Source organism: Streptomyces avidinii (genome assembly GCF_045161815.1).
In the GTDB taxonomy this organism is placed as follows: domain Bacteria; phylum Actinomycetota; class Actinomycetes; order Streptomycetales; family Streptomycetaceae; genus Streptomyces; species Streptomyces avidinii.
Map to the genome: position 1 here is coordinate 4980913 of NZ_CP108863.1, position 18740 is coordinate 4999652.

Here is an 18740-nt window from a genome sequence, read left to right on the forward strand (position 1 = left end):
GTACGGGACCCGGGCACGCGGAGCCTTCACCCCCTCGGCACCCCCGCACGCAGCCGGGGCCTTCCGCCGGACCTTGTCGAACGTCCAGGGTCCGGCCCGGCCGGTCGGAGGACCGGCCGGGCGGGTGGGCGGGTCAGCCGAGGGGGAGGTCCAGGTAGGACGGGGTGGCGTCCGGGGAGGTGAACGCCAGGGTGGCGCGCGGGAGGTTCGCGTCGCCGTAGAAGGGGTCGCGGGCGTCGATCACCAGCATCAGCCGGTGGCCGCGCGGCACGTCGTAGGCGGTGGCCTGGAGTTCGATGTCCGCGCTGATCAGGCTGTCGGGCGGGGAGTCGAGGTCGGTGTACGGGGCGTGCGTGACGATGTGCGCCGTCCCGTCGGGCGCCGTGTCGAGGAGGTACGCGACGAAGGTGGATCCCGGGTTCGCCGCCCGGTACGTCACGCGCAGCCTCGGTATGCCGCGGAGCCGGGTGGTCTCGGCGACGGGGTCCGCGGTCCACACGGCGGCGACGGTGCGGTCGATGTCCTGGGTCCGGTAGATCTTCGGGCGGCCGGCGATCTCCGCGTAGCCGGACTGCACCACCTGGTCGGCGACGGTCGCCGGGGTGTCCACCCCGCACAGCACGGTCGAGGTCCAGCCGGGCTGCGGCTCCTCGCCGAGCTCGCCGTCGTCCGCCAGGTGCAGCCGTTCCACGCGTTCGGTGAGGGAGGGCCAGGTGGGGCGGGGTTCGAGGGTCTTGCTCCACATGATCTCGCCGAGCACCTGACCCTCGGCGTCGATGCCGTTGTCGATGTCCTTGAGGTGGCGGTCGAGCCAGCGGTGGGCGTCCGTCCAGATCCGGTTGGGCAGGCCGAGCATGCCGGTCATCTCGGGGCCGGAGTGGTCGCCGATGGAGACGGCGAGGCGTTTGGGACCGGTCAGTTCGTTGAACATCTTCAGCGTCTGGTTGGGCGGGAAGAGCGTCTCGTGCCAGGCGTGCGAGAAGAACACCGGCACCTGGCGGCGGTTGAGCTCCTTGATGTGGGAGAAGGGCGAGCGGGTCTCCGCCCAGCGCAGGGTGCCCTGGACGTCGCGGTTGGCGAGCACGTTGTCGAAGACGCTCTGCGTCTGCGGGCTCAGCCGGGCCTTCGCGGCCGCGTCGAGCAGGGCCCGTACGGCCGCGACGTGCCGCGTGGAGTTCTCGTAGAAGGCCTCGCCGAGGTCGCCCCAGGTGCTGAGGGCGACGACGGCGTCGATGCGGGTGTCGTGCGCGGCGACGAGCTGGCTGATGCCGGAGCCGTACGAGTCCCCGAGGAAGCCGATCTTCGTCACGGTCCCGGTGCTGCGCTCGATGAGGTGGTCCAGGGCGCGGCTGCCGTCGGCGACGTCGAGCGGGCCCGCGACGTCGACCTGGCCCTCGGAGCCGGCGAAACCGCGGGTGGAGTAGGCGAGGACGTTGTAGCCGCGGGCCGCGAAGAGGGAGGCCTGGACGGCGTACGGGAGCCAGCCCAGGCCGGACCAGGGCGAGGGCATGACGATCGCGGGGCGGGGCTGGGTCCCGGTGTGCCGCCAGAGCGCGGCGTCGAGGAGGTCCCCGTCGGCCCCGGTCACCTTGCCGCGGGTGAAGACGGCGACCGAGCGGACCTCGGCGATCTCGGCGGCGCGGGCGGGGGCGAGGCCGGTGACGTCGCCGCTCTCCAGGGCGGCGACGAAGGCGGTGAGGGCGGTCGCGTCGAGTTCGGGATAGAGGGAGAAGGGAGTTCGGGCGGCTGGAGTCACGTCAGTCCATCCTCTTCGTCGTCGTCTTCGTCGTCGAGCGGTTCGAGTGACACGAACGTGGGGGTGCGGTGCGTGGTGTGTGCGCCCGTCCGGGCCGGAGCGGAACGTTCAGTATCGACGGGACATCCGGTGACGTATCGCGAGTTTCCGGGTTGCGGCCGAATTCGCCCCCTCCGTGCCCGCAGGCCGCCGTGCGGCGGGACCTGCGGCCGGTGGGCGGGGAAGCAACTGCCTTTCGGCTGTGCCGATTTGGTGCGCGTGGCGGGAAGGTGCCGACACCGGAAAAAATCATGCAAGCATGCTTGATTGTTTTGGTGGGTGCTGCCAGTGTTCCCCTCACGCCGAGAAGGGGAGCGCACCGTGCCCGATCCGTCCGCCGCCCGCGCAGCCGTCGCCGTCTTCGCAGACCTGCGCGAAGAGGGTCATGAACTGGACTCCCTCGTCAGCGAGTCGGCCGCTCCCGACTGGGCCCGGCCCACCCCGGCGCCCGGCTGGACCGTCGCCCACCAGATCGCCCACCTGCACTGGACCGACCGGGCCTCGCTGCTCTCCCTCACCGACGCCACCGGCTTCGGACGCATGGTCGAGGAAGCCCTGAAGGCCCCCGACACCTTCGTCGACGAGGGCGCCCGCGAAGGCGCGGAACTGGCGCCCGCCGAGCTGCTCGCCCGCTGGCGGGCCACGCGCGGCGCCCTCGACGCGGCACTGGCCGCGGCCTCGCCCGACACCCGCTTCCCCTGGTACGGGCCGCCCATGAAGGCCGCCTCGATGGCCAGCGCCCGGCTGATGGAGACCTGGGCGCACGGCCAGGACGTCGCCGACGCGCTCGGCGTGCGCCGCACCCCGACCGCGCGGCTGCGGCACGTCGCGCGGATCGGCGTACGGGCCCGCGACTACGCCTACGCCGTACGCGCCCTGCCCGCCCCCACCGAGGAGTTCCGGGTGGAGCTGACGGCCCCCGACGGCCCGCAGATGTGGACGTACGGCCCGCCGGACGCCCCGCAGCGGATCACCGGCCCCGCGCTCGACTTCTGCCTGCTGGTCACCCAGCGCGCCCACCGCGCCGACCTCGACCTCACCGCGACCGGCCCCGACGCGGACCGCTGGCTGGACATCGCCCAGGCCTTCGCCGGCCCCGCGGGGCCCGGCCGGGAACCGGCGGCCTCCCGGTGACCCGGCGCCCACTGGTCATCGGCAACGCCTCGGGCTTCTACGGGGACCGCTCCGACGCCCTGCGCGAGATGCTCACCGGTGGCCCGCTGGACGTGCTGACCGGGGACTACCTGGCCGAGCTCACGATGCTGATCCTGGGCCGCGACCGCCTGAAGAACCCGGAACTCGGCTACGCCAAGACCTTCCTGCGCCAGCTGGAGGAGGGGCTCGGGCTCGCGCACGAGCGGGGCGTACGGATCGTCGCGAACGCCGGCGGCCTCAACCCGGCCGGACTCGCCGACGCGGTACGGGCCCTGGCGGCGAAGACCGGGGTCCCGGTGCGGGTCGCCCACGTCGAGGGCGACGACCTCACCGCGCAGGTGGACGGGGCCCTGACGGCCAACGCGTATCTCGGGGGCGCCGGGATCACGGCCTGCCTGCGCGCCGGGGCGGACGTGGTGGTGACCGGCCGGGTCACGGACGCGGCGCTGGTCAGCGGCCCGGCGGCCTGGTGGTTCGACTGGGACCCCGGCGACCACGACCGGCTGGCGGGGGCGGTGGCCGCGGGCCACGTCCTGGAGTGCGGAACGCAGGCCACCGGCGGCAACTACTCCTTCTTCGCCCGGCACGACGTCCGCCGCCCCGGCTTCCCGCTCGCGGAGATCGCCGAGGACGGCTCGGCGGTCATCACCAAGCACCCGGGCACGGGCGGCGCCGTCACCACGGGCACCGTCACCGCCCAACTCCTCTACGAGACCCAGGGCGTCCGGTACCTCGGCCCCGACGTGACCACCCGCCTGGACACCGTCCGGCTGACCGACGAGGGCGCCGACCGCGTACGGATCTCGGGCGTGCGCGGGGAGGCCCCGCCGCCCACCCTCAAGGTGGGCGTCACCCGGATCGGCGGCTGGCGCAACGAGGTCGTCTTCGTCCTGACCGGCCTGGACATCGAGGCGAAGGCGGACCTCGTCCGCACCCAACTCGCCGACGTGTTGGATGGGGTGGCCGATGCCACCTGGACCCTGGCCCGTACCGACCACGAGGACGCCGACACGCAGGAGACGGCTTCCGCCCTGCTGCGACTGGTGGTCCGCGACCCGTCCCCGGACCGGGTGGGCCGCGCCCTGACCTCGGCGGCGATCGAACTCGCCCTCGGCAGCTACCCGGGCTTCCACGTCACCGCCCCACCCGGCCCGGCGCAGCCCTACGGCGTCTTCACGTCCACCCCCGCCCCGGCGGACGAGGTGCCGCACATGGCGGTCCTCCCGGACGGCACCCGCGTACCGGTGCCCGCTGCATCCCGGGACTCCGCCCCGCCGGCGTTCGAGGCGCGGAGTCCGGGGCGGAGCCCCGGTTCGGGAAGATCGCGGGTCTCCGGGCCCACCACCCGCGCCCCCCTCGGCGCAGTGGCCGGGGCCCGCAGCGGCGACAAGGGCGGCGACGCCAACGTCGGCGTCTGGGTCGAGACCGAGCCCGCCTGGGAGTGGCTGCACCGCACCCTCACCGCCGAGGTGTTCCAGGAGCTGCTCCCGGAGACCCGAGACCTCCCCGTCACCCGGCACGAACTCCCGCACCTGAGGGCCCTCAACTTCACCGTCACCGGCATCCTCGGCGACGGCGTCGCCTCCGGCCACCGCTTCGACCCCCAGGCCAAGGCCCTCGGCGAATGGCTCCGCGCCCGCCACCTCGACATCCCCGTCGCTCTCCTCCCGGCCCCGGAGGCCACCCCATGACCCGCCTCGGCACCACCGTCGACCCGCACGCCCCCGAGCACGCGCAGGCCCGTAACGCAGCGCTGGAGCGCCTCGCCGCCCTCGACACCGAACACGCCAAGGCCCTCGCGGGCGGCGGCGAGAAGTACACGGCCCGACACCGGGCCCGCGGCAAGCTCCTGGCGCGCGAGCGCATCGAGCTGCTCCTCGACCCGGACACCCCGTTCCTGGAGCTGTCCCCGCTCGCCGCGTGGGGCAGCGACTACCCCGTCGGCGCCTCCATGGTCACCGGCATCGGCACCGTCGAGGGCGTCGAGTGCCTGGTCACCGCCAACGACCCCACCGTCCGCGGCGGCGCCTCCAACCCCTGGACGCTGAAGAAGGCGCTGCGGGCCAACGAGATCGCCCGGCAGAACCGCCTCCCCTGCATCAGCCTCGTGGAGTCCGGCGGCGCCGACCTGCCCTCCCAGAAGGAGATCTTCATCCCGGGCGGCGCGATCTTCCGCGACCTCACCCGGCTCTCGGCCGAGGGCATCCCGACCGTCGCCGTCGTCTTCGGCAACTCCACCGCCGGAGGCGCGTACATCCCCGGCATGTCCGACCACACCATCATGATCAAGGACCGTTCCAAGGTGTTCCTCGGTGGTCCGCCCCTGGTCAAGATGGCCACCGGCGAGGAGAGCGACGACGAGTCCCTCGGCGGGGCCGACATGCACGCCCGCACCTCCGGACTCGCCGACTACTACGCCCTCGACGAGTACGACGCCATCCGCCGGGCCCGCCGCGTCGTCGCCCGGCTGAGCCACCGCAAGCCGCACGCGGACCCGCCCCGCGCCGAGGAACCCCTCCACGACCCCGAGGAACTCCTCGGCATCGTCCCGCCCGACCTCAAGACCCCCTTCGACCCGCGCGAAGTCATCGCCCGGATCGTCGACGCCTCCGACTTCGACGAGTTCAAGCCCCTCTACGGCCCCAGCCTCGTCACCGGCTGGGCCACCCTGCACGGCTACCCGGTCGGCATCCTCGCCAACGCGCAGGGCGTGCTGTTCAGCGCCGAGTCCCAGAAGGCCGCCCAGTTCATCCAGCTCGCCAACCAGCGCGACATCCCCCTCGTCTTCCTCCACAACACCACCGGCTACATGGTCGGCAAGGAGTACGAGCAGGGCGGCATCATCAAACACGGCTCGATGATGATCAACGCGGTCGCCAACTCCAAGGTCCCGCACCTGTCCGTGCTCATCGGCGCCAGCTACGGCGCCGGCCACTACGGCATGTGCGGCCGCGCCTACGAGCCCCGCTTCCTCTTCGCGTGGCCCAGCGCCAAGTCCGCCGTCATGGGCCCCCAGCAGCTGGCCGGCGTGCTCTCCATCGTGTCCCGGCAGTCCGCCGCCGCCAAGGGGCAGCCGTACGACGAAGAGGCCGACGCCGGGATGCGCGCCTTCGTGGAGGCCCAGATCGAGTCAGAGTCCCTGCCGATGTTCCTGTCCGGGCGGCTGTACGACGACGGGGTCATCGACCCGCGCGACACCCGTACCGTCCTCGGCCTGTGCCTGTCGGCCGTCCACAACGCCCCCGTCGAGGGCGCCCGTGGCGGCTTCGGCGTCTTCCGGATGTGAGCCCGCACATGACGAACCTGACCTCCCTCCTCGTCGCCAACCGCGGCGAGATCGCCGTCCGGATCTTCCGCACCGCCCGCGCCCTGGGCCTGGCCACCGTCGCCGTCCACTCCGACCCCGACGCCGACGCCCTGCACGTCCGCGACGCCGACGCGGCCGTACGCCTGCCCGGCGCGGCCCCCGCCGACACCTACCTGCGCGGCGACCTGATCATCAAGGCCGCCCTCGCCGCGGGCGCCGACGCCGTGCACCCCGGCTACGGCTTCCTCTCCGAGAACGCCGACTTCGCCCGCGAGGTCCTGGCCGCCGGCCTGACCTGGATCGGCCCGCCCCCCGAGGCCATCGAGGCCATGGCCTCCAAGACCCGGGCCAAGGAACTGATGCGCGCCGCCGCAGTACCGCTCCTCGACCCCGTCGACCCGGCCGCCGCCACCCCCGCCGACCTGCCCCTGCTCCTCAAGGCCGCGGCCGGCGGCGGTGGCCGCGGCATGCGCGTGGTCCGCGACCTCGACCAGTTGGGGGAAGCCCTCGACGCGGCCGTCGCCGAGGCCCGCTCGGCCTTCGGCGACGGCGAGGTCTTCGCCGAGCCCTACGTGGAACGCGGCCGCCACGTCGAGGTGCAGATCCTCGCCGACGCCCACGGCACCGTCTGGGCGCTCGGCACCCGCGACTGCTCCCTCCAGCGCCGCCACCAGAAGGTCATCGAGGAAGCCCCCGCCCCGGGCCTGTCCGAAGCCCTGCGCACCACCCTCCACGAAGCCGCCGTCGCCGCCGCCCGAGCCGTCTCCTACCGGGGCGCGGGCACCGTCGAGTTCCTCGTCACCGCCGACGGCCGCCCGTACTTCCTGGAGATGAACACCCGCCTCCAGGTCGAACACCCCGTCACCGAAGCCGTCTTCGACCTCGACCTCGTCGCGCTCCAGCTGCGCATCGCCGAGGGCGCGGCCCTGCGCCCGGAGCCCCCGCAGCCCACCGGCCACGCCGTCGAGGCCCGCCTCTACGCCGAGGACCCGGCCCAGGACTGGCGCCCGCAGACCGGCGCCCTGCACACCCTCGCCATCCCCGGCGAGGTCCGCGTCGACACCGGCTTCACCGACGGGGACACCGTCGGCATCCACTACGACCCCATGCTCGCCAAGGTCGTCGCCCACGCCCCCACCCGCGCCGAGGCCGTCCGCGCCCTCGCCCACGCCCTCGCCGGAGCCCGCATCCACGGTCTCACCACCAACCGCGAACTCCTCGTACGCTCCCTGCGGCACACGGAGTTCACCGCCGGACAACTCGACACCGGCTTCTACGAACGCCACCTCGACACCCTCACCGGCGGCGCCCCGGACGCCACCGCAGCGGCCCTCGCCGCCGCCCTCGCCGAAGCCGCCCCCACTCCGGACGCCCCCCTCGCCGCCCGCCTCGGCGGCTGGCGCAACGTCCGCTCCCAGCCGCACACCCGCCGCTACCGGTCCGCCGGCGTCGAGCACGAGGTCCAGTACCACCCGGTGAACCACCCCGGGATCCGGGTCGTGGCCGCCACCCCCACCCTCGTCACCCTCGAAGTCGAGGGAATCCGACGGGCGTTCCACGTGAAACAAAATTCGAACAAGACCGAGATCTACGTGGACTCCGCGCTCGGCGCCCATACCTTCACCCCCGTTCCCCGCTTCCCGGACCCCCAGGACCGCACGGAACCGGGCTCCCTGCTCGCCCCCATGCCCGGCACCGTCGTCCGCATCGCCGAGGGCCTGGCCCCCGGCAGCCCCGTCACCGCCGGCCAGCCCCTGCTCTGGCTGGAGGCCATGAAGATGGAGCACCGCATCCTCGCTCCGGCCTCCGGCACGCTCACCGCGCTCCACGTCGCCACCGGCCAACAGGTCGAATTCGGCGCCCTGCTCGCCGTAGTCCAGGAGGAACCGCAAGCATGAGCCCCGTCATCGAAACCGAAGAACACCAGGCCCTGCGCACCGCCGTCGCCGCGCTCGGCCGGCGCTACGGCCGCGAGTACCTCGCCCGCGTCGCCCGCGAAGGCGGCCACCCCGACGAGCTGTGGGCCGACGCCGCGAAGCTCGGCTACCTCGGGGTCAACCTTCCCGAGGAGTACGGCGGCGGAGGCGGCGGCATCGCCGAACTGTCCATCGTCCTGGAAGAACTCGGGGCCGCGGGCTGTCCCCTCCTCATGATGGTCGTCTCGCCCGCCATCTGCGGCACGGTCATCGCCCGCTTCGGCACCGACGCCCAGAAGGAGGCCTGGCTGCCCGGCCTCGCCGACGGCAGCCGCACCATGGCCTTCGGCATCACCGAACCCGACGCCGGATCCAACTCCCACCGGATCACCACCACGGCCCGCCGCGACGGCGACGACTGGATCCTCACCGGCCGCAAGGTCTTCATCTCCGGCGTCGACATCGCCGACGCCACCCTCATCGTCGGCCGCACCGAGGACGCCCGCACGGGCAGCCTCAAGCCCTGCCTGTTCATCGTGCCCCGCGACGCACCCGGCTTCGGCCGCACCGTCATAGACATGGAACTGCAGGCGGCGGAGAAGCAGTTCGAGCTCACCCTGGACGACGTCCGCCTGCCCGGGTCCGCCCTGGTCGGCGACGAGGACGCGGGCCTGCTCCAGCTGTTCGCCGGACTCAACCCCGAGCGGATCATGACGGCCGCCTTCGCCATCGGGATGGGCCGCCACGCCCTGGCCAAGGCCGTGGACTACGCGAAGACCCGCCAGGTGTGGAAGAGCCCCATCGGCGCGCACCAGGCCGTGGCCCACCCGCTGGCCCAGGCGCACATCGAGCTGGAACTGGCCCGCCTGATGATGCAGAAGGCTGCCCGCCTGTACGACGCGGGGGACGACATGGGGGCGGGCGAGGCGGCGAACATGGCGAAGTACGCGGCAGGGGAGGCGTGCGTGCGGGCCGTGGACCAGGCCGTCCACACCCTCGGCGGCAACGGCCTCACCCGCGAGTACGGCCTCGCCTCCCTCATCACCGCCTCCCGCGTGGCCCGCATCGCCCCGGTCAGCCGCGAGATGATCCTCAACTTCATCTCCCACCAAACCCTCGGCCTCCCCAAGTCGTACTGACCCCCCGGGGCAGTCGCGGCCGTGTGCCGTGCGCTGCCCGGACCCGCGGGTTGCCCTGCGGGCGGCTCGGTGTGCGGCTCGCGTCGTGTGCCGGGCGCTGCCCGGACCCGCGCCTCAATCGCCGGCGAGGCTGGATGGTGCGGCGGGGTCGGCGGGGGTCGGTGCGTGGGGCCGTGCCGGGGTGTCTCCTCGGCTCGGCGCGCGCGGGCATCTCGGGGATGCTCGGGGTGGTCGCGCCTCGTCCTGCGGGGACACCCCGGCACGTCCCCACTCCCCTCCGCCGTCCCAGCCGCGGTGTCGGGGATGCCCAGTACTGCCGAAGCCCGGGCGTGGGGCGGGGACACGCAGGAGGGTCCCCGCAGGACGAGGCGCGACCACCCCGTACGGCTGGACCGTGCCCGCGCGCGCCGAGCCGAGGAGACCCTCGTGCGGGGCACCGACCCACACCAGGACACCGCCGAGCACCCCGCAGGGGTACGGGTCGAGGAGACCCTGGTGCGGGGCACCGACCCACACCAGGACACCGCCGAGCACCCCGCAGGGGTACGGGTCGAGGAGACCCTGGTGCGGGGCACCGACCCACACCAGGACACCGCCGAGCACCCCGCAGGGGTACGGGTCGAGGAGACCCTGGTGCGGGGCACCGACCCACACCAGGACACCGCCGAGCACCCCGCAGGGGTACGGGTCGAGGAGACCGTGCGGGGCACCGGCCCACCCCCCGAGCCGCCCGCAGGGCACCCCGTGGGGGTGCTGCCCCCGAATACCGCCAAACCGCCCGCAGGGCAACGCGTACCCTCCCGGAGGGACCCCGCCCGGGTCTGCCGGGGAGAACCCCACCGCACACCGCTCCGGAGGAGACATGGCCCCACTCGTGCACGCCGCCCAGGCGACCGGCATCGCCACCCTCACCCTGGACTCCCCGGGCAACCGCAACGCCCTCTCCGCCGACCTCGTCGCAGAACTCCGCACCGCCCTGGCCACCGCCGCCGCGGACCCCGCCGTCCGCGCCGTTGTCCTCACCCACACCGGCAATACCTTCTGCGCCGGGGCCGACCTCAAGTCCCCCTGCGATCCCGCAGACTTCGTGGCCCTGCTCCGCGAGACCGCCGAGCTGCCCAAGCCCGTCGTCGCCCGCGTCACCGGCCACGTACGCGCCGGCGGCCTCGGCCTGCTCGGCGTCTGCGACATCGCCGCCGCCGGACCGCAGTCCTCGTACGCCTTCACCGAGACCCACCTGGGCCTCGCCCCGGCGGTGATCTCCATGCCCCTGCTGCCGCGCCTCGACCCGCGGGCCGCCGCCCGCTACTTCCTGACCGCCGAGGCCTTCGACTCCGCCGAAGCGGCCCGCATCGGCCTGCTCACCCTGGCCGCCGAGGACGTGGACGCCGCCCTGGAGCCCGTACTCGCCGGCCTGCGCAAGGCCTCCCCGCAGGGGCTGGCCGCGACCAAGGCGCTGACGGCCGCCGCCGTACGCGAGGCCCTCGCCCGCGACGGCTCCCGTCTCACCGAGCTGTCCGCAGGACTGTTCGCCTCCGCCGAGGCCCGCGAGGGCATCACCGCCCGCTTCGAGCGCCGGGAACCCTCATGGTCGCTGTGACCGGCCCCAAGCAGGGCTCCAAGCAGGGCCCCACGCAGGGCCCCAAGCAGGCGCGCAGCCGCGTCACCCGCCGCCACCTCCTCGAGGCGGCCGTGTCCTGCCTGGCGGAGCACGGCTGGGCCGGTTCGACCGTCTCGGTCGTCGCCGAACGGGCCGGGGTCTCGCGCGGCGCCGCCCAGCACCATTTCCCCACCCGCGAGGACCTGTTCACCGCGGCCGTCGAGTACGTCGCCGAGGAACGCTCCACCGCCCTGCGCGACCTCTTCCACGCCGGCCCGGCCGCCCGCCCGGCCGTCGTGGAGGCGCTCGTCGACCTGTACACCGGCGCGCTCTTCCGGGCCGCGCTCCAGCTGTGGGCGGCCGCCTCCAACGAGGAGCAGCTGCGCCCGCAGGTCACCGAGCTGGAGGCCCGGGTCGGCCGCGAGACCCATCGGATCGCGGTCGAGCTGCTGGGCGCGGACGAGTCGGTGCCGGGCGTACGGGAGACCGTGCAGGGGCTGCTGGACATGGCGCGGGGCCTGGGCCTGGCCAACGTGCTCACCGACGACACGGCCCGCCGGGCCCGGGTGGTGGCCCAGTGGTCCCGCATCCTCGACGCGAGCCTGGGCTGAAGCGCGGTAACGAGAAGGGCGCCGCACCCCGCGAGCGGGATACGGCGCCCAAGGACACGACCGGGGCCGCTACGCGGTCTCGGCGATGTCCGCGTAGCCCTCGATCTCCTGCGGGTTGCGCCGCCCCGGCCCGATGTAGCGGGCCGACGGCCGCACCAGGCGGCCCGTGCGCTTCTGCTCCAGGATGTGCGCCGACCAGCCGGCGGTACGGGCGCAGCTGAACATCGAGGTGAACATGTGCGCCGGGACCTCGGCGAAGTCCAGCATGATCGCGGCCCAGAACTCCACGTTCGTGGCGAGGACCCGATCGGGACGGCGCGCGTGCAGCTCCTCCAGCGCGGCCTTCTCCAGCGCGGCGGCCACCTCGTAGCGCGGCGCGTCCAGCTCCTTGGCCGTGCGCCGCAGCACGCGGGCGCGCGGGTCCTCGGCGCGGTAGACGCGGTGCCCGAAGCCCATCAGCCGCTCGCCCTTGTCCAGGGCCTTCTTCACGTACGCCACGGCGTCGCCGGTGCGCTCGATCTCCTCGATCATGCCGAGCACGCGGGACGGTGCTCCGCCGTGCAGCGGCCCCGACATGGCGCCGACCGCGCCGGAGAGTGCCGCGGCGACGTCCGCGCCGGTCGACGCGATCACCCGCGCGGTGAAGGTGGAGGCGTTCATGCCGTGCTCGGCGGCGGAGGTCCAGTACGCGTCGACGGCCTTGACGTGCCGCGGGTCGGGCTCGCCCCGCCAGCGGATCATGAACCGCTCGACCACGGACTCGGCCTTGTCGATCTCCCGCTGCGGCACCATGGGCAGGCCCTGGCCGCGGGCGGACTGGGCGACGTACGACAGTGCCATCACGGCCGCGCGCGCGAGGTCGTCGCGGGCGGTCTGCACGTCGATGTCCAGCAGCGGCTTCAGGCCCCACACGGGGGCGAGCATGGCCAGCGCGGACTGCACGTCGACACGGATGTCACCGGAGTGGACCGGAATGGGGAAGGGCTCGGCGGCCGGCAGGCCGGGGTTGAAGGCACCGTCGACCAGCAGGCCCCAGACGTTCCCGAAGGAGACGTGGCCGACGAGGTCTTCGATGTCGACGCCCCGGTAGCGGAGCGACCCGCCTTCCTTGTCGGGTTCGGCGATCTCCGTCTCGAACGCGACGACCCCTTCGAGCCCGGGTACGAAGTCGGACATCAGGCGGCTCCTCAGATAGTGCGAACACGCGCGGCTCCCGGCGTGACTCGCGGTCCGGCGCGGTCATCCCCGTTGATGCCCGGCACGGCCGTTGGTCACCCGCTTGGGGACCTTCGGACCGGCCCCAAGATTTTGGCCGTTCCGCCCCGACTGCGGAAGCGTGACATACGGCACACCGTGACGGGTCCTGCTGGGGCAGGATGGCCAGCGTGACCGATCAGGACATTGACCCCGCCACGATGCGCAAGCAGTACCGCTCGGAGATCGTCGACGAGCGGAGCCTCACCGAGAATCCGATGGACCAGTTCGCCCTCTGGTTCCAGCAGGCCGCCGACTCCCGCCTCTTCGAACCGAACGCCATGGTCGTATCGACGGCCACCCCCGACGGACGGCCCAGCTCGCGGACCGTGCTGATGAAGCAGTTCGACGGCCGGGGCTTCGTCTTCTTCACCAATTACGCCTCCCGCAAGGGCCGCGAGCTGGCCGAGAACCCGCATGTCGCGCTGCTCTTCCCCTGGCACCCCATCGCCCGCCAGGTGATCGTCACCGGTACGGCGGCCCGGATCGGCCGCGACGAGACGGCGGCGTACTTCCGCTCCCGTCCGCACGGCTCGCAGCTGGGCGCCTGGGCGAGCGAGCAGTCCAGCGTGATCGACTCCCGGGGCGAGCTGGACCGCCGCTACGCCGAGCTGGAGGCCCGCTACCCGGAGGGCGAGCAGGTGCCTGTCCCCCCGGAGTGGGGCGGCCTGCGCGTGTTCCCGGAGGCGATGGAGTTCTGGCAGGGCCACGAGAACCGCCTGCACGACCGCCTGCGCTACGTCCTGGACGGGGAGAAGTGGCGCGTCGAGCGCCTCTGCCCGTAGCCGTGCCGCGCCGGGCGGCAAACGCAGGCGACCCGCGGGCTCTGGTTTCTCTCCTGCAGTGAGAGAAGCCGGCCGGACGTACCGGCGAGCCCGCGGGTCGGGTGACTGCTTGGGATTGGCGCCTGGCGATCCCGCCGGGCACCGCACTGGGTGCGTGCGACGACGGGCGCTTAGCCCGCAGTCACCTCACGCGTCCGGAGTTCATACATTTCCGGGATCACCTCCTTTCAGTGTGTGTCCACTCTAGGCAGGCCTGTGCCGTCCGCTCAATCGAATTTCGTCGGTGAATCCGTAGCTGTATCCATCGGCTCGCTGGAGTAGCCGCAAATTCCGGTGGGAGACATCAAAGCGGCTGGTCAACGTCGTGATCCGATGCTGACCACTGGTCCGGACCGCGACGCGTCCCACCCAGCTGCCGGCCCGCTTTCCCTTGGGCACGACGGCCGCTACCAGGTCCCCGGTCGAGTACCCGTGGTGGACCTTGCCGCGCGGCCGCTGCAAGCGGGGGAACCCGAAGCGGTCAGGGGTGGTCCTGGCGTACGAACCACGCCCCGTCGACGCCACCACCAGGATCTGCGCGGGTACCCGGACGAGGGCGTCCCCTCGCGCGTGGTCGAAGACTCCGGTGGCCAGGGCATCGAGCGCCGGTCTCCCCTCGCCCATGTTCCACACCGGCGCCCGGCATTGCGAGGTGTGGACGATGGGGAGAGGTCACTCGAACGTGTGGGCGTTCCGGTCGTGCCTTCCCAGGTGCAGGGGGCACGTCGATTTCCCCGAATGCAGTGTGGGCTGGGTCACGTTGCAGTTCAATGATCTGACGTGCCGCACACGCGAACACCTGCAGGGGGTGCCAGGTGAGTGCCTACGGACGTAGCGAGACCGCCGACGATCTGCTCGCAGCCTTGTTGGACGGGATGGACGCCGCGCTGTGCGCGTTCGACTCCGACGGGGTGATCACCCACTGGAACCGTGAGGCCGAGCGGATCCTGGGCTGGAGTGCCACCGAGGCCGTGGGACGCAAGGGCTTCGAGGGGTGGGCGGTACGGGCCGCCGACGCGCACGACGTCCAGGACCGGCTGATGGCCGCCCAGCACGTGCCCGGCCGCCAGGTGCACGAGTTCGCGCTGCTGACCAAGGACGGCGGGCGCGTCCTCGTACGGACCCAGTCCGCCGGAGTGCCGGGCGCGGACGGGAAACCCGCCGGGGTGTACTGCGCGTTCAGCGAGGTGCACGCCCAGATCGACCTGGAACGCTCCATCGCCCTCAGCGAGGCCCTCATGGACGACGCCTCGTGGGGTGTCGTCCTGGTCGACGTCGATCTCCGCCCCGCCGTGGTCAACGCGCACGCCGCGCAGGCCTTCGGGACCGGCCGCACCGCGCTGCTCGGCAGGCCGCTCGGGGAACTGCTGACCCAGGGCGTCGAGGAGCTGGAGGGCGCGCTCCAGCACGTGCTCGCCGAGGGGGCCCCGCCCGCGCCCGTCGAGCTGTGGGTGTCGGTGCGCACTCCGGAGGGGGTGCGGCGCAGGTGCTGGCGGTGCGGGTTCCTGCGGCTGGCCTCGCCGCTCGCGGAGGAGCCCGTACCGCTGGGCGTCGGCTGGCTGTTCCAGGACGTCACCGAGGCCCGTCAGGAGCAGTTGGACACCGCGCAGCTCAGGTTCCGCTCGCACCAGCTCCACCGGGCGGGGAGGGCCGCCGCCGAGTGCGAGGATCCGGCCGAGGCCGCCGCCGTACGGCTGGACTTCGCCCTCGCCGGCTTCGCAGAGCAGGCGCTGCTGGACGTGCTGGACCCCTCGGTCGACCCCGAGCGGCGAAGGCTCGTACGGTCGGCCGCCTCGCCGCCGGTGCTGCCGGGGCCCGGGTCGATCCCCGTCCGGTACGCGGCCGGGCATCCGGCGCTCCAGGCCCTGGACCGGATCGGCTCGGTGCGGACCAGCGCGCCGCGCGGGGAGCCGGACGCGCAGTGGGCGCGGGCCCGCCAGTGGCCCGAGGGCGCGGCGCACGTGCTGTGCACGGTGCTGCGGAGCCGGGGGCGGACCCTGGGGGCGCTGACCTTCGTGCGCGGGCCCTCGCGTGCGCCCTTCGAGCGCGCGGACGCGGCGTACGCGGAGGAGGTAGCGGCCCGGGTGGCGGCCGACCTGGACCTGGCGGCAGGTCCCGTCGGCCCGGACAGGACGCCTTCCTAGGACGCCTTCCCCAATGGCTCAGTGCCGGAAGAAGATCCGGTCGCCGTACTGCTGCATCACGCGGCCGTTCCACTCGTGGCCGCCGTCGACGTTGCCCGAGCGCAGCAGCGGGGGCTCCACCCCGCGGGCGGCGAGTTCGCCGGCCGCCGCCGCCATGACCGCCTGCATGATCGCGCTGGTCACGACGGTGGAGGCGGGGGCGAAGGGTGCGTCGATGCCGTCGAGGGTCAGCTCGGCGTCGCCGACCGCGATCTTGCTGTCGAGGACGACGTCGCAGTGGTCCTTCAGGAACGTGCCGGAGACGTGCCGCGACTTCGTCCCGGTCGCGTACGCCACCGAGGTCACCCCGATGACCTTGAGGCCGATCGCGCGGGCGTTCATCGCCATCTCGACGGGCAGCGCGTTGCGCCCGGAGAGGGAGATGATCACGAGGACGTCGCCGTCGGAGGCGGGGCTGCTGTCGAGCACGGCGCCGGCCAGTCCGTCGACCCGTTCCAGGGCGCTGCCGAGGGTCGCGGGCATGACGTCGATGCCGGCGGTGCCGGGGACGGCGAGGAAGTTCATCAGGGCCAGGCCGCCGGCCCGGTAGACCACGTCCTGGGCGGGCAGCGAGGAGTGCCCGGCGCCGAAGGCGAAGAGCCGGTTGCCGGCGGCGACCGCGTCGGCGACGAGGGCGCCGGCCTCCGCGATCCGCGGGGCCTCCTCGTCCCGTACGCGCTCCAGCAGACCGATGGCGGCATCGAAGAACTGACCGGCCAGCTTGCTCTCGCTCATACGCCGATGGCCCTTCCAGAGGTGGGGGAGCGTCCGTGTCCGCCGCTCACCGTGCGGTCTGGACCAAGGGCGTGTCAATACGAACGTCAATCCCGGGCCGAAAGCCCCGGTCGCGCGCCCGGGACATCCCGGGGCGATCTTCGCGGGGGTGTCCGGGAGATGTCCGGGAGCGGTCTTGACCGTCGGCACGGGACGGTTGTCGGCCCGATGCGTCAGAATTGGGGGCAGGGCCAGCGCACGCAATCCGAGGGGCACGAATGTCCGGACTGATCGATACCACGGAGATGTATCTCCGCACCATCCTCGAGCTGGAAGAGGAAGGCGTGGTCCCCATGCGCGCCCGTATCGCGGAGCGGCTCGACCAGAGCGGCCCGACGGTGAGCCAGACGGTGGCGCGAATGGAGCGGGACGGCCTGGTGGCCGTCGCCAGCGACCGGCATCTCGAGCTGACGGAGGAGGGACGACGGCTGGCCACGCGTGTCATGCGCAAGCACCGGCTCGCGGAGTGCCTGCTCGTCGATGTCATCGGCCTGGAGTGGGAGCAGGTGCACGCGGAGGCCTGCCGTTGGGAGCACGTGATGAGCGAGGCGGTGGAGCGGCGGGTGCTGGAGCTGCTGCGTCACCCGACCGAGTCGCCGTACGGGAACCCGATCCCGGGGCTGGAGGAGCTGGGTGAGAAGGCCGAGGCGGACCCGTTCCTGGAGGACGGCATGGTCAGCCTGTCCGAGCTCGACCCGGGGACCGAGGGCAAGACCGTGGTCGTCCGGCGGATCGGTGAGCCGATCCAGACGGATGCCCAGTTGATGTATACGCTCCGGCGGGCGGGGGTACAGCCCGGCTCGGTGGTGAGTGTGACCGAGTCGCCCGGCGGTGTTCTGGTCGGCAGTGGCGGCGAGGCGGCCGAGCTGGACGTGGAGGTCGCCTCGCACGTGTTCGTGGCGAAGCGCTGACCTCGGTGCGTCGGCGTTCGCTTCGGCGGCCGGGCCGGCGCGGACTCCTCCGGTGGATGCGTTTGCACGAGCCGTGGCCCTTCGGGGCCCGACCCGTACCGGTGATCAGCTCTTGGTGTGGTCGGTCCCGGCGCCTTTCGGCGCCGGGACCGGTCCTCCCCTTGTGACCCGGAGCCCCGAGCTCTCAAGGTCGTCCCCTCGGACCGTCTTCCCCGAGCGGCCCGCCTCCCTGTTGAAAGGATCTCCATCGGCAGCGGCGGCCAATCCTTGAGCAAGGTCACTCGAAAGAGCGGTGTTGTGGGCGAGAAACCCGTTTTCGAATACGGGTTCGATAGTCTGGCGGGGAGCGAAGGGGGTGCATCTGCGGTGGTACAGCGCGTCGATGTGACAGGGGCCGAGGGTGTGCGCCTGGCCGCCTGGGAGTTCCGCGAAGCAGGGGCCGAGCCCGACCCCCGCCCCGGGGTGCTGTTACTGCACGGCCTGATGGGCCGCGCCTTCCACTGGGCCGGCACCGCCCGCTGGCTCCGCGAGCGCCACCGCGTCGTGGCCCTGGACCAGCGCGGACACGGCCAGAGCGGCCGACCGCCCGCCGACACCCCGACCTCCCTGGGCCGCGAGGCCTTCGTGGCCGACGCCGAGACCGCCGTCGAGCAGCTCGGTCTCGCCCCCGTCACCCTGATCGGCCACTCCATGGGCGCCCTGACGGCCTGGCAGCTCGCCGCCCGCCGCCCCGATCTCGTCGAAGCCCTCGTCATCTGTGACATGCGTGCCTCCGCCCTGGGCGCGGCCTCCCAGGAGGAGTGGGAGGACTGGTTCCACCACTGGCCGCTGCCCTTCCCCACCCAGGACGCGGCCCGCCGCTGGTTCGGCGAGGACGACCCCCGGGTGGAGCGGCCCGATCCCGGCCGCGGCGCCTTCTTCGCCGAGGTCATGCACGAGGCGCCGGACGGCTGGCGCCCGCTCTTCTCCCGCCGCCAGATGCTCACGGCCCGTGAGACCTGGGTCCACGACGCGCACTGGGAGGAGCTGGCCCAGGTCCGCTGCCCGACCCTGGTGGTCCGCGGTCTCGACGGCGAACTGGGCCGGGCCGAGGCCCAGGAGATGGTCCGCGTCCTCCCGGCGGGCCAGTACGCGGAAATCCCCGACGCCGGTCACTACCTCCACTACGACCAGCCGACGGCCTGGCGCGCCGTCGTGGAACCCTTCCTCGACGGGATCAAGGCCGAAGCCCCCTGACACGCCCCGGCACGCCGTCGTCCTCACGGGCTCCG

15 protein-coding genes are annotated in these 18740 nt (G+C 73.0%); 11 read left to right on the forward strand and 4 right to left on the reverse strand.

All coding sequences use genetic code 11. The features are described from left to right. Positions 1–133 precede the first annotated feature (133 nt). Positions 134–1756 carry a CocE/NonD family hydrolase gene (locus OG373_RS22390; RefSeq protein WP_405439907.1) on the reverse strand — a complete coding sequence of 541 codons (1623 nt, stop codon included), beginning with the start codon at positions 1754–1756 and terminating at the stop codon, positions 134–136. 360 nt (positions 1757–2116) lie between these two features. Here OG373_RS22390 and OG373_RS22395 point away from each other — a divergent pair, with 360 nt between their 5' ends. From OG373_RS22395 to OG373_RS22415, 5 genes are all read left to right on the forward strand, one after another. Next, entirely contained in the window at positions 2117–2929 is an 813-nt protein-coding gene (locus OG373_RS22395) for a TIGR03084 family metal-binding protein (protein ID WP_405439908.1), read from the forward strand. A gap of 68 nt (positions 2930–2997) precedes the next feature. Further along, positions 2998–4641: an acyclic terpene utilization AtuA family protein gene (locus OG373_RS22400; protein ID WP_405444154.1), complete on the forward strand. Its 1644-nt coding sequence runs from the start codon at positions 2998–3000 to the stop codon at positions 4639–4641. Continuing rightward, positions 4638–6236: an acyl-CoA carboxylase subunit beta gene (locus OG373_RS22405; protein WP_397736840.1), complete on the forward strand. Its 1599-nt coding sequence runs from the start codon at positions 4638–4640 to the stop codon at positions 6234–6236. Before OG373_RS22400 ends, OG373_RS22405 begins: the two co-directional genes overlap by 4 nt. 8 nt (positions 6237–6244) lie before the next feature. Then, positions 6245–8155, forward strand: coding sequence for a biotin carboxylase N-terminal domain-containing protein (locus OG373_RS22410; RefSeq protein WP_405439910.1), 1911 nt, complete (start codon positions 6245–6247; stop codon positions 8153–8155). Next, positions 8152–9312, forward strand: coding sequence for an acyl-CoA dehydrogenase family protein (locus OG373_RS22415; protein WP_405439912.1), 1161 nt, complete (start codon positions 8152–8154; stop codon positions 9310–9312). The genes OG373_RS22410 and OG373_RS22415 overlap by 4 nt, the downstream gene beginning before the upstream one ends. Positions 9313–9426: 114 nt before the next feature. Here OG373_RS22415 and OG373_RS22420 read toward each other — a convergent pair whose 3' ends face one another. Beyond that, positions 9427–9984 carry a hypothetical protein gene (locus tag OG373_RS22420; protein WP_405439913.1) on the reverse strand — a complete coding sequence of 186 codons (558 nt, stop codon included), beginning with the start codon at positions 9982–9984 and terminating at the stop codon, positions 9427–9429. A 190-nt stretch (positions 9985–10174) separates the two neighbouring features. On the opposite strand from OG373_RS22420, the gene OG373_RS22425 reads away from it, so the two are divergent. Continuing rightward, positions 10175–10912, forward strand: coding sequence for an enoyl-CoA hydratase family protein (locus OG373_RS22425; protein WP_397739308.1), 738 nt, complete (start codon positions 10175–10177; stop codon positions 10910–10912). Continuing rightward, the gene (locus tag OG373_RS22430; protein ID WP_405439914.1) at positions 10900–11523 is read left to right on the forward strand and encodes a TetR/AcrR family transcriptional regulator; all 624 of its coding nucleotides are present in this window, start codon (positions 10900–10902) and stop codon (positions 11521–11523) included. The genes OG373_RS22425 and OG373_RS22430 overlap by 13 nt, the downstream gene beginning before the upstream one ends. Positions 11524–11592: 69 nt before the next feature. Here OG373_RS22430 and OG373_RS22435 read toward each other — a convergent pair whose 3' ends face one another. Continuing rightward, positions 11593–12699 (reverse strand): citrate synthase 2, encoded by a 1107-nt coding sequence (locus tag OG373_RS22435; RefSeq protein WP_030009579.1) that lies wholly within the window; start codon positions 12697–12699, stop codon positions 11593–11595. Between the two features lie 200 nt (positions 12700–12899). On the opposite strand from OG373_RS22435, the gene pdxH reads away from it, so the two are divergent. Together pdxH and OG373_RS22445 are read left to right on the forward strand one after the other, a co-directional pair. Then, positions 12900–13562: a pyridoxamine 5'-phosphate oxidase gene (pdxH, locus tag OG373_RS22440; protein ID WP_397739312.1), complete on the forward strand. Its 663-nt coding sequence runs from the start codon at positions 12900–12902 to the stop codon at positions 13560–13562. A gap of 854 nt (positions 13563–14416) precedes the next feature. Further along, positions 14417–15745, forward strand: coding sequence for a PAS domain-containing protein (locus tag OG373_RS22445; protein ID WP_405439915.1), 1329 nt, complete (start codon positions 14417–14419; stop codon positions 15743–15745). An 18-nt stretch (positions 15746–15763) separates the two neighbouring features. Here the strand turns inward: OG373_RS22445 and OG373_RS22450 are convergent, their stop codons facing one another. Next, positions 15764–16519, reverse strand: coding sequence for an SIS domain-containing protein (locus OG373_RS22450; protein ID WP_397739316.1), 756 nt, complete (start codon positions 16517–16519; stop codon positions 15764–15766). Between the two features lie 257 nt (positions 16520–16776). Between OG373_RS22450 and OG373_RS22455 the strand changes: the two genes are divergently transcribed. Together OG373_RS22455 and OG373_RS22460 are read left to right on the forward strand one after the other, a co-directional pair. Further along, entirely contained in the window at positions 16777–17469 is a 693-nt protein-coding gene (locus OG373_RS22455) for a metal-dependent transcriptional regulator (RefSeq protein WP_030390665.1), read from the forward strand. Positions 17470–17835: 366 nt separating this feature from the next. After that, complete coding sequence (locus tag OG373_RS22460) at positions 17836–18705, forward strand: alpha/beta fold hydrolase (RefSeq protein WP_405439916.1); 870 nt, start codon at positions 17836–17838, stop codon at positions 18703–18705. The last annotated feature ends 35 nt before the right edge of the window (positions 18706–18740 follow it).

Coding starts and splice junctions, on each gene's coding strand:
- OG373_RS22450 (WP_397739316.1), bottom strand. CDS start 16,519: ATGAGCGAGAGCAAGCTGGCCGGTCAGTTCTTCGATGCCGCCATCGGT.
- OG373_RS22455 (WP_030390665.1), top strand. CDS start 16,777: ATGTCCGGACTGATCGATACCACGGAGATGTATCTCCGCACCATCCTC.
- OG373_RS22405 (WP_397736840.1), top strand. CDS start 4,638: ATGACCCGCCTCGGCACCACCGTCGACCCGCACGCCCCCGAGCACGCG.
- OG373_RS22400 (WP_405444154.1), top strand. CDS start 2,998: ATGCTCACCGGTGGCCCGCTGGACGTGCTGACCGGGGACTACCTGGCC.
- OG373_RS22410 (WP_405439910.1), top strand. CDS start 6,245: ATGACGAACCTGACCTCCCTCCTCGTCGCCAACCGCGGCGAGATCGCC.
- OG373_RS22435 (WP_030009579.1), bottom strand. CDS start 12,699: ATGTCCGACTTCGTACCCGGGCTCGAAGGGGTCGTCGCGTTCGAGACG.
- OG373_RS22425 (WP_397739308.1), top strand. CDS start 10,175: ATGGCCCCACTCGTGCACGCCGCCCAGGCGACCGGCATCGCCACCCTC.
- pdxH (WP_397739312.1), top strand. CDS start 12,900: ATGGCCAGCGTGACCGATCAGGACATTGACCCCGCCACGATGCGCAAG.
- OG373_RS22415 (WP_405439912.1), top strand. CDS start 8,152: ATGAGCCCCGTCATCGAAACCGAAGAACACCAGGCCCTGCGCACCGCC.
- OG373_RS22430 (WP_405439914.1), top strand. CDS start 10,900: ATGGTCGCTGTGACCGGCCCCAAGCAGGGCTCCAAGCAGGGCCCCACG.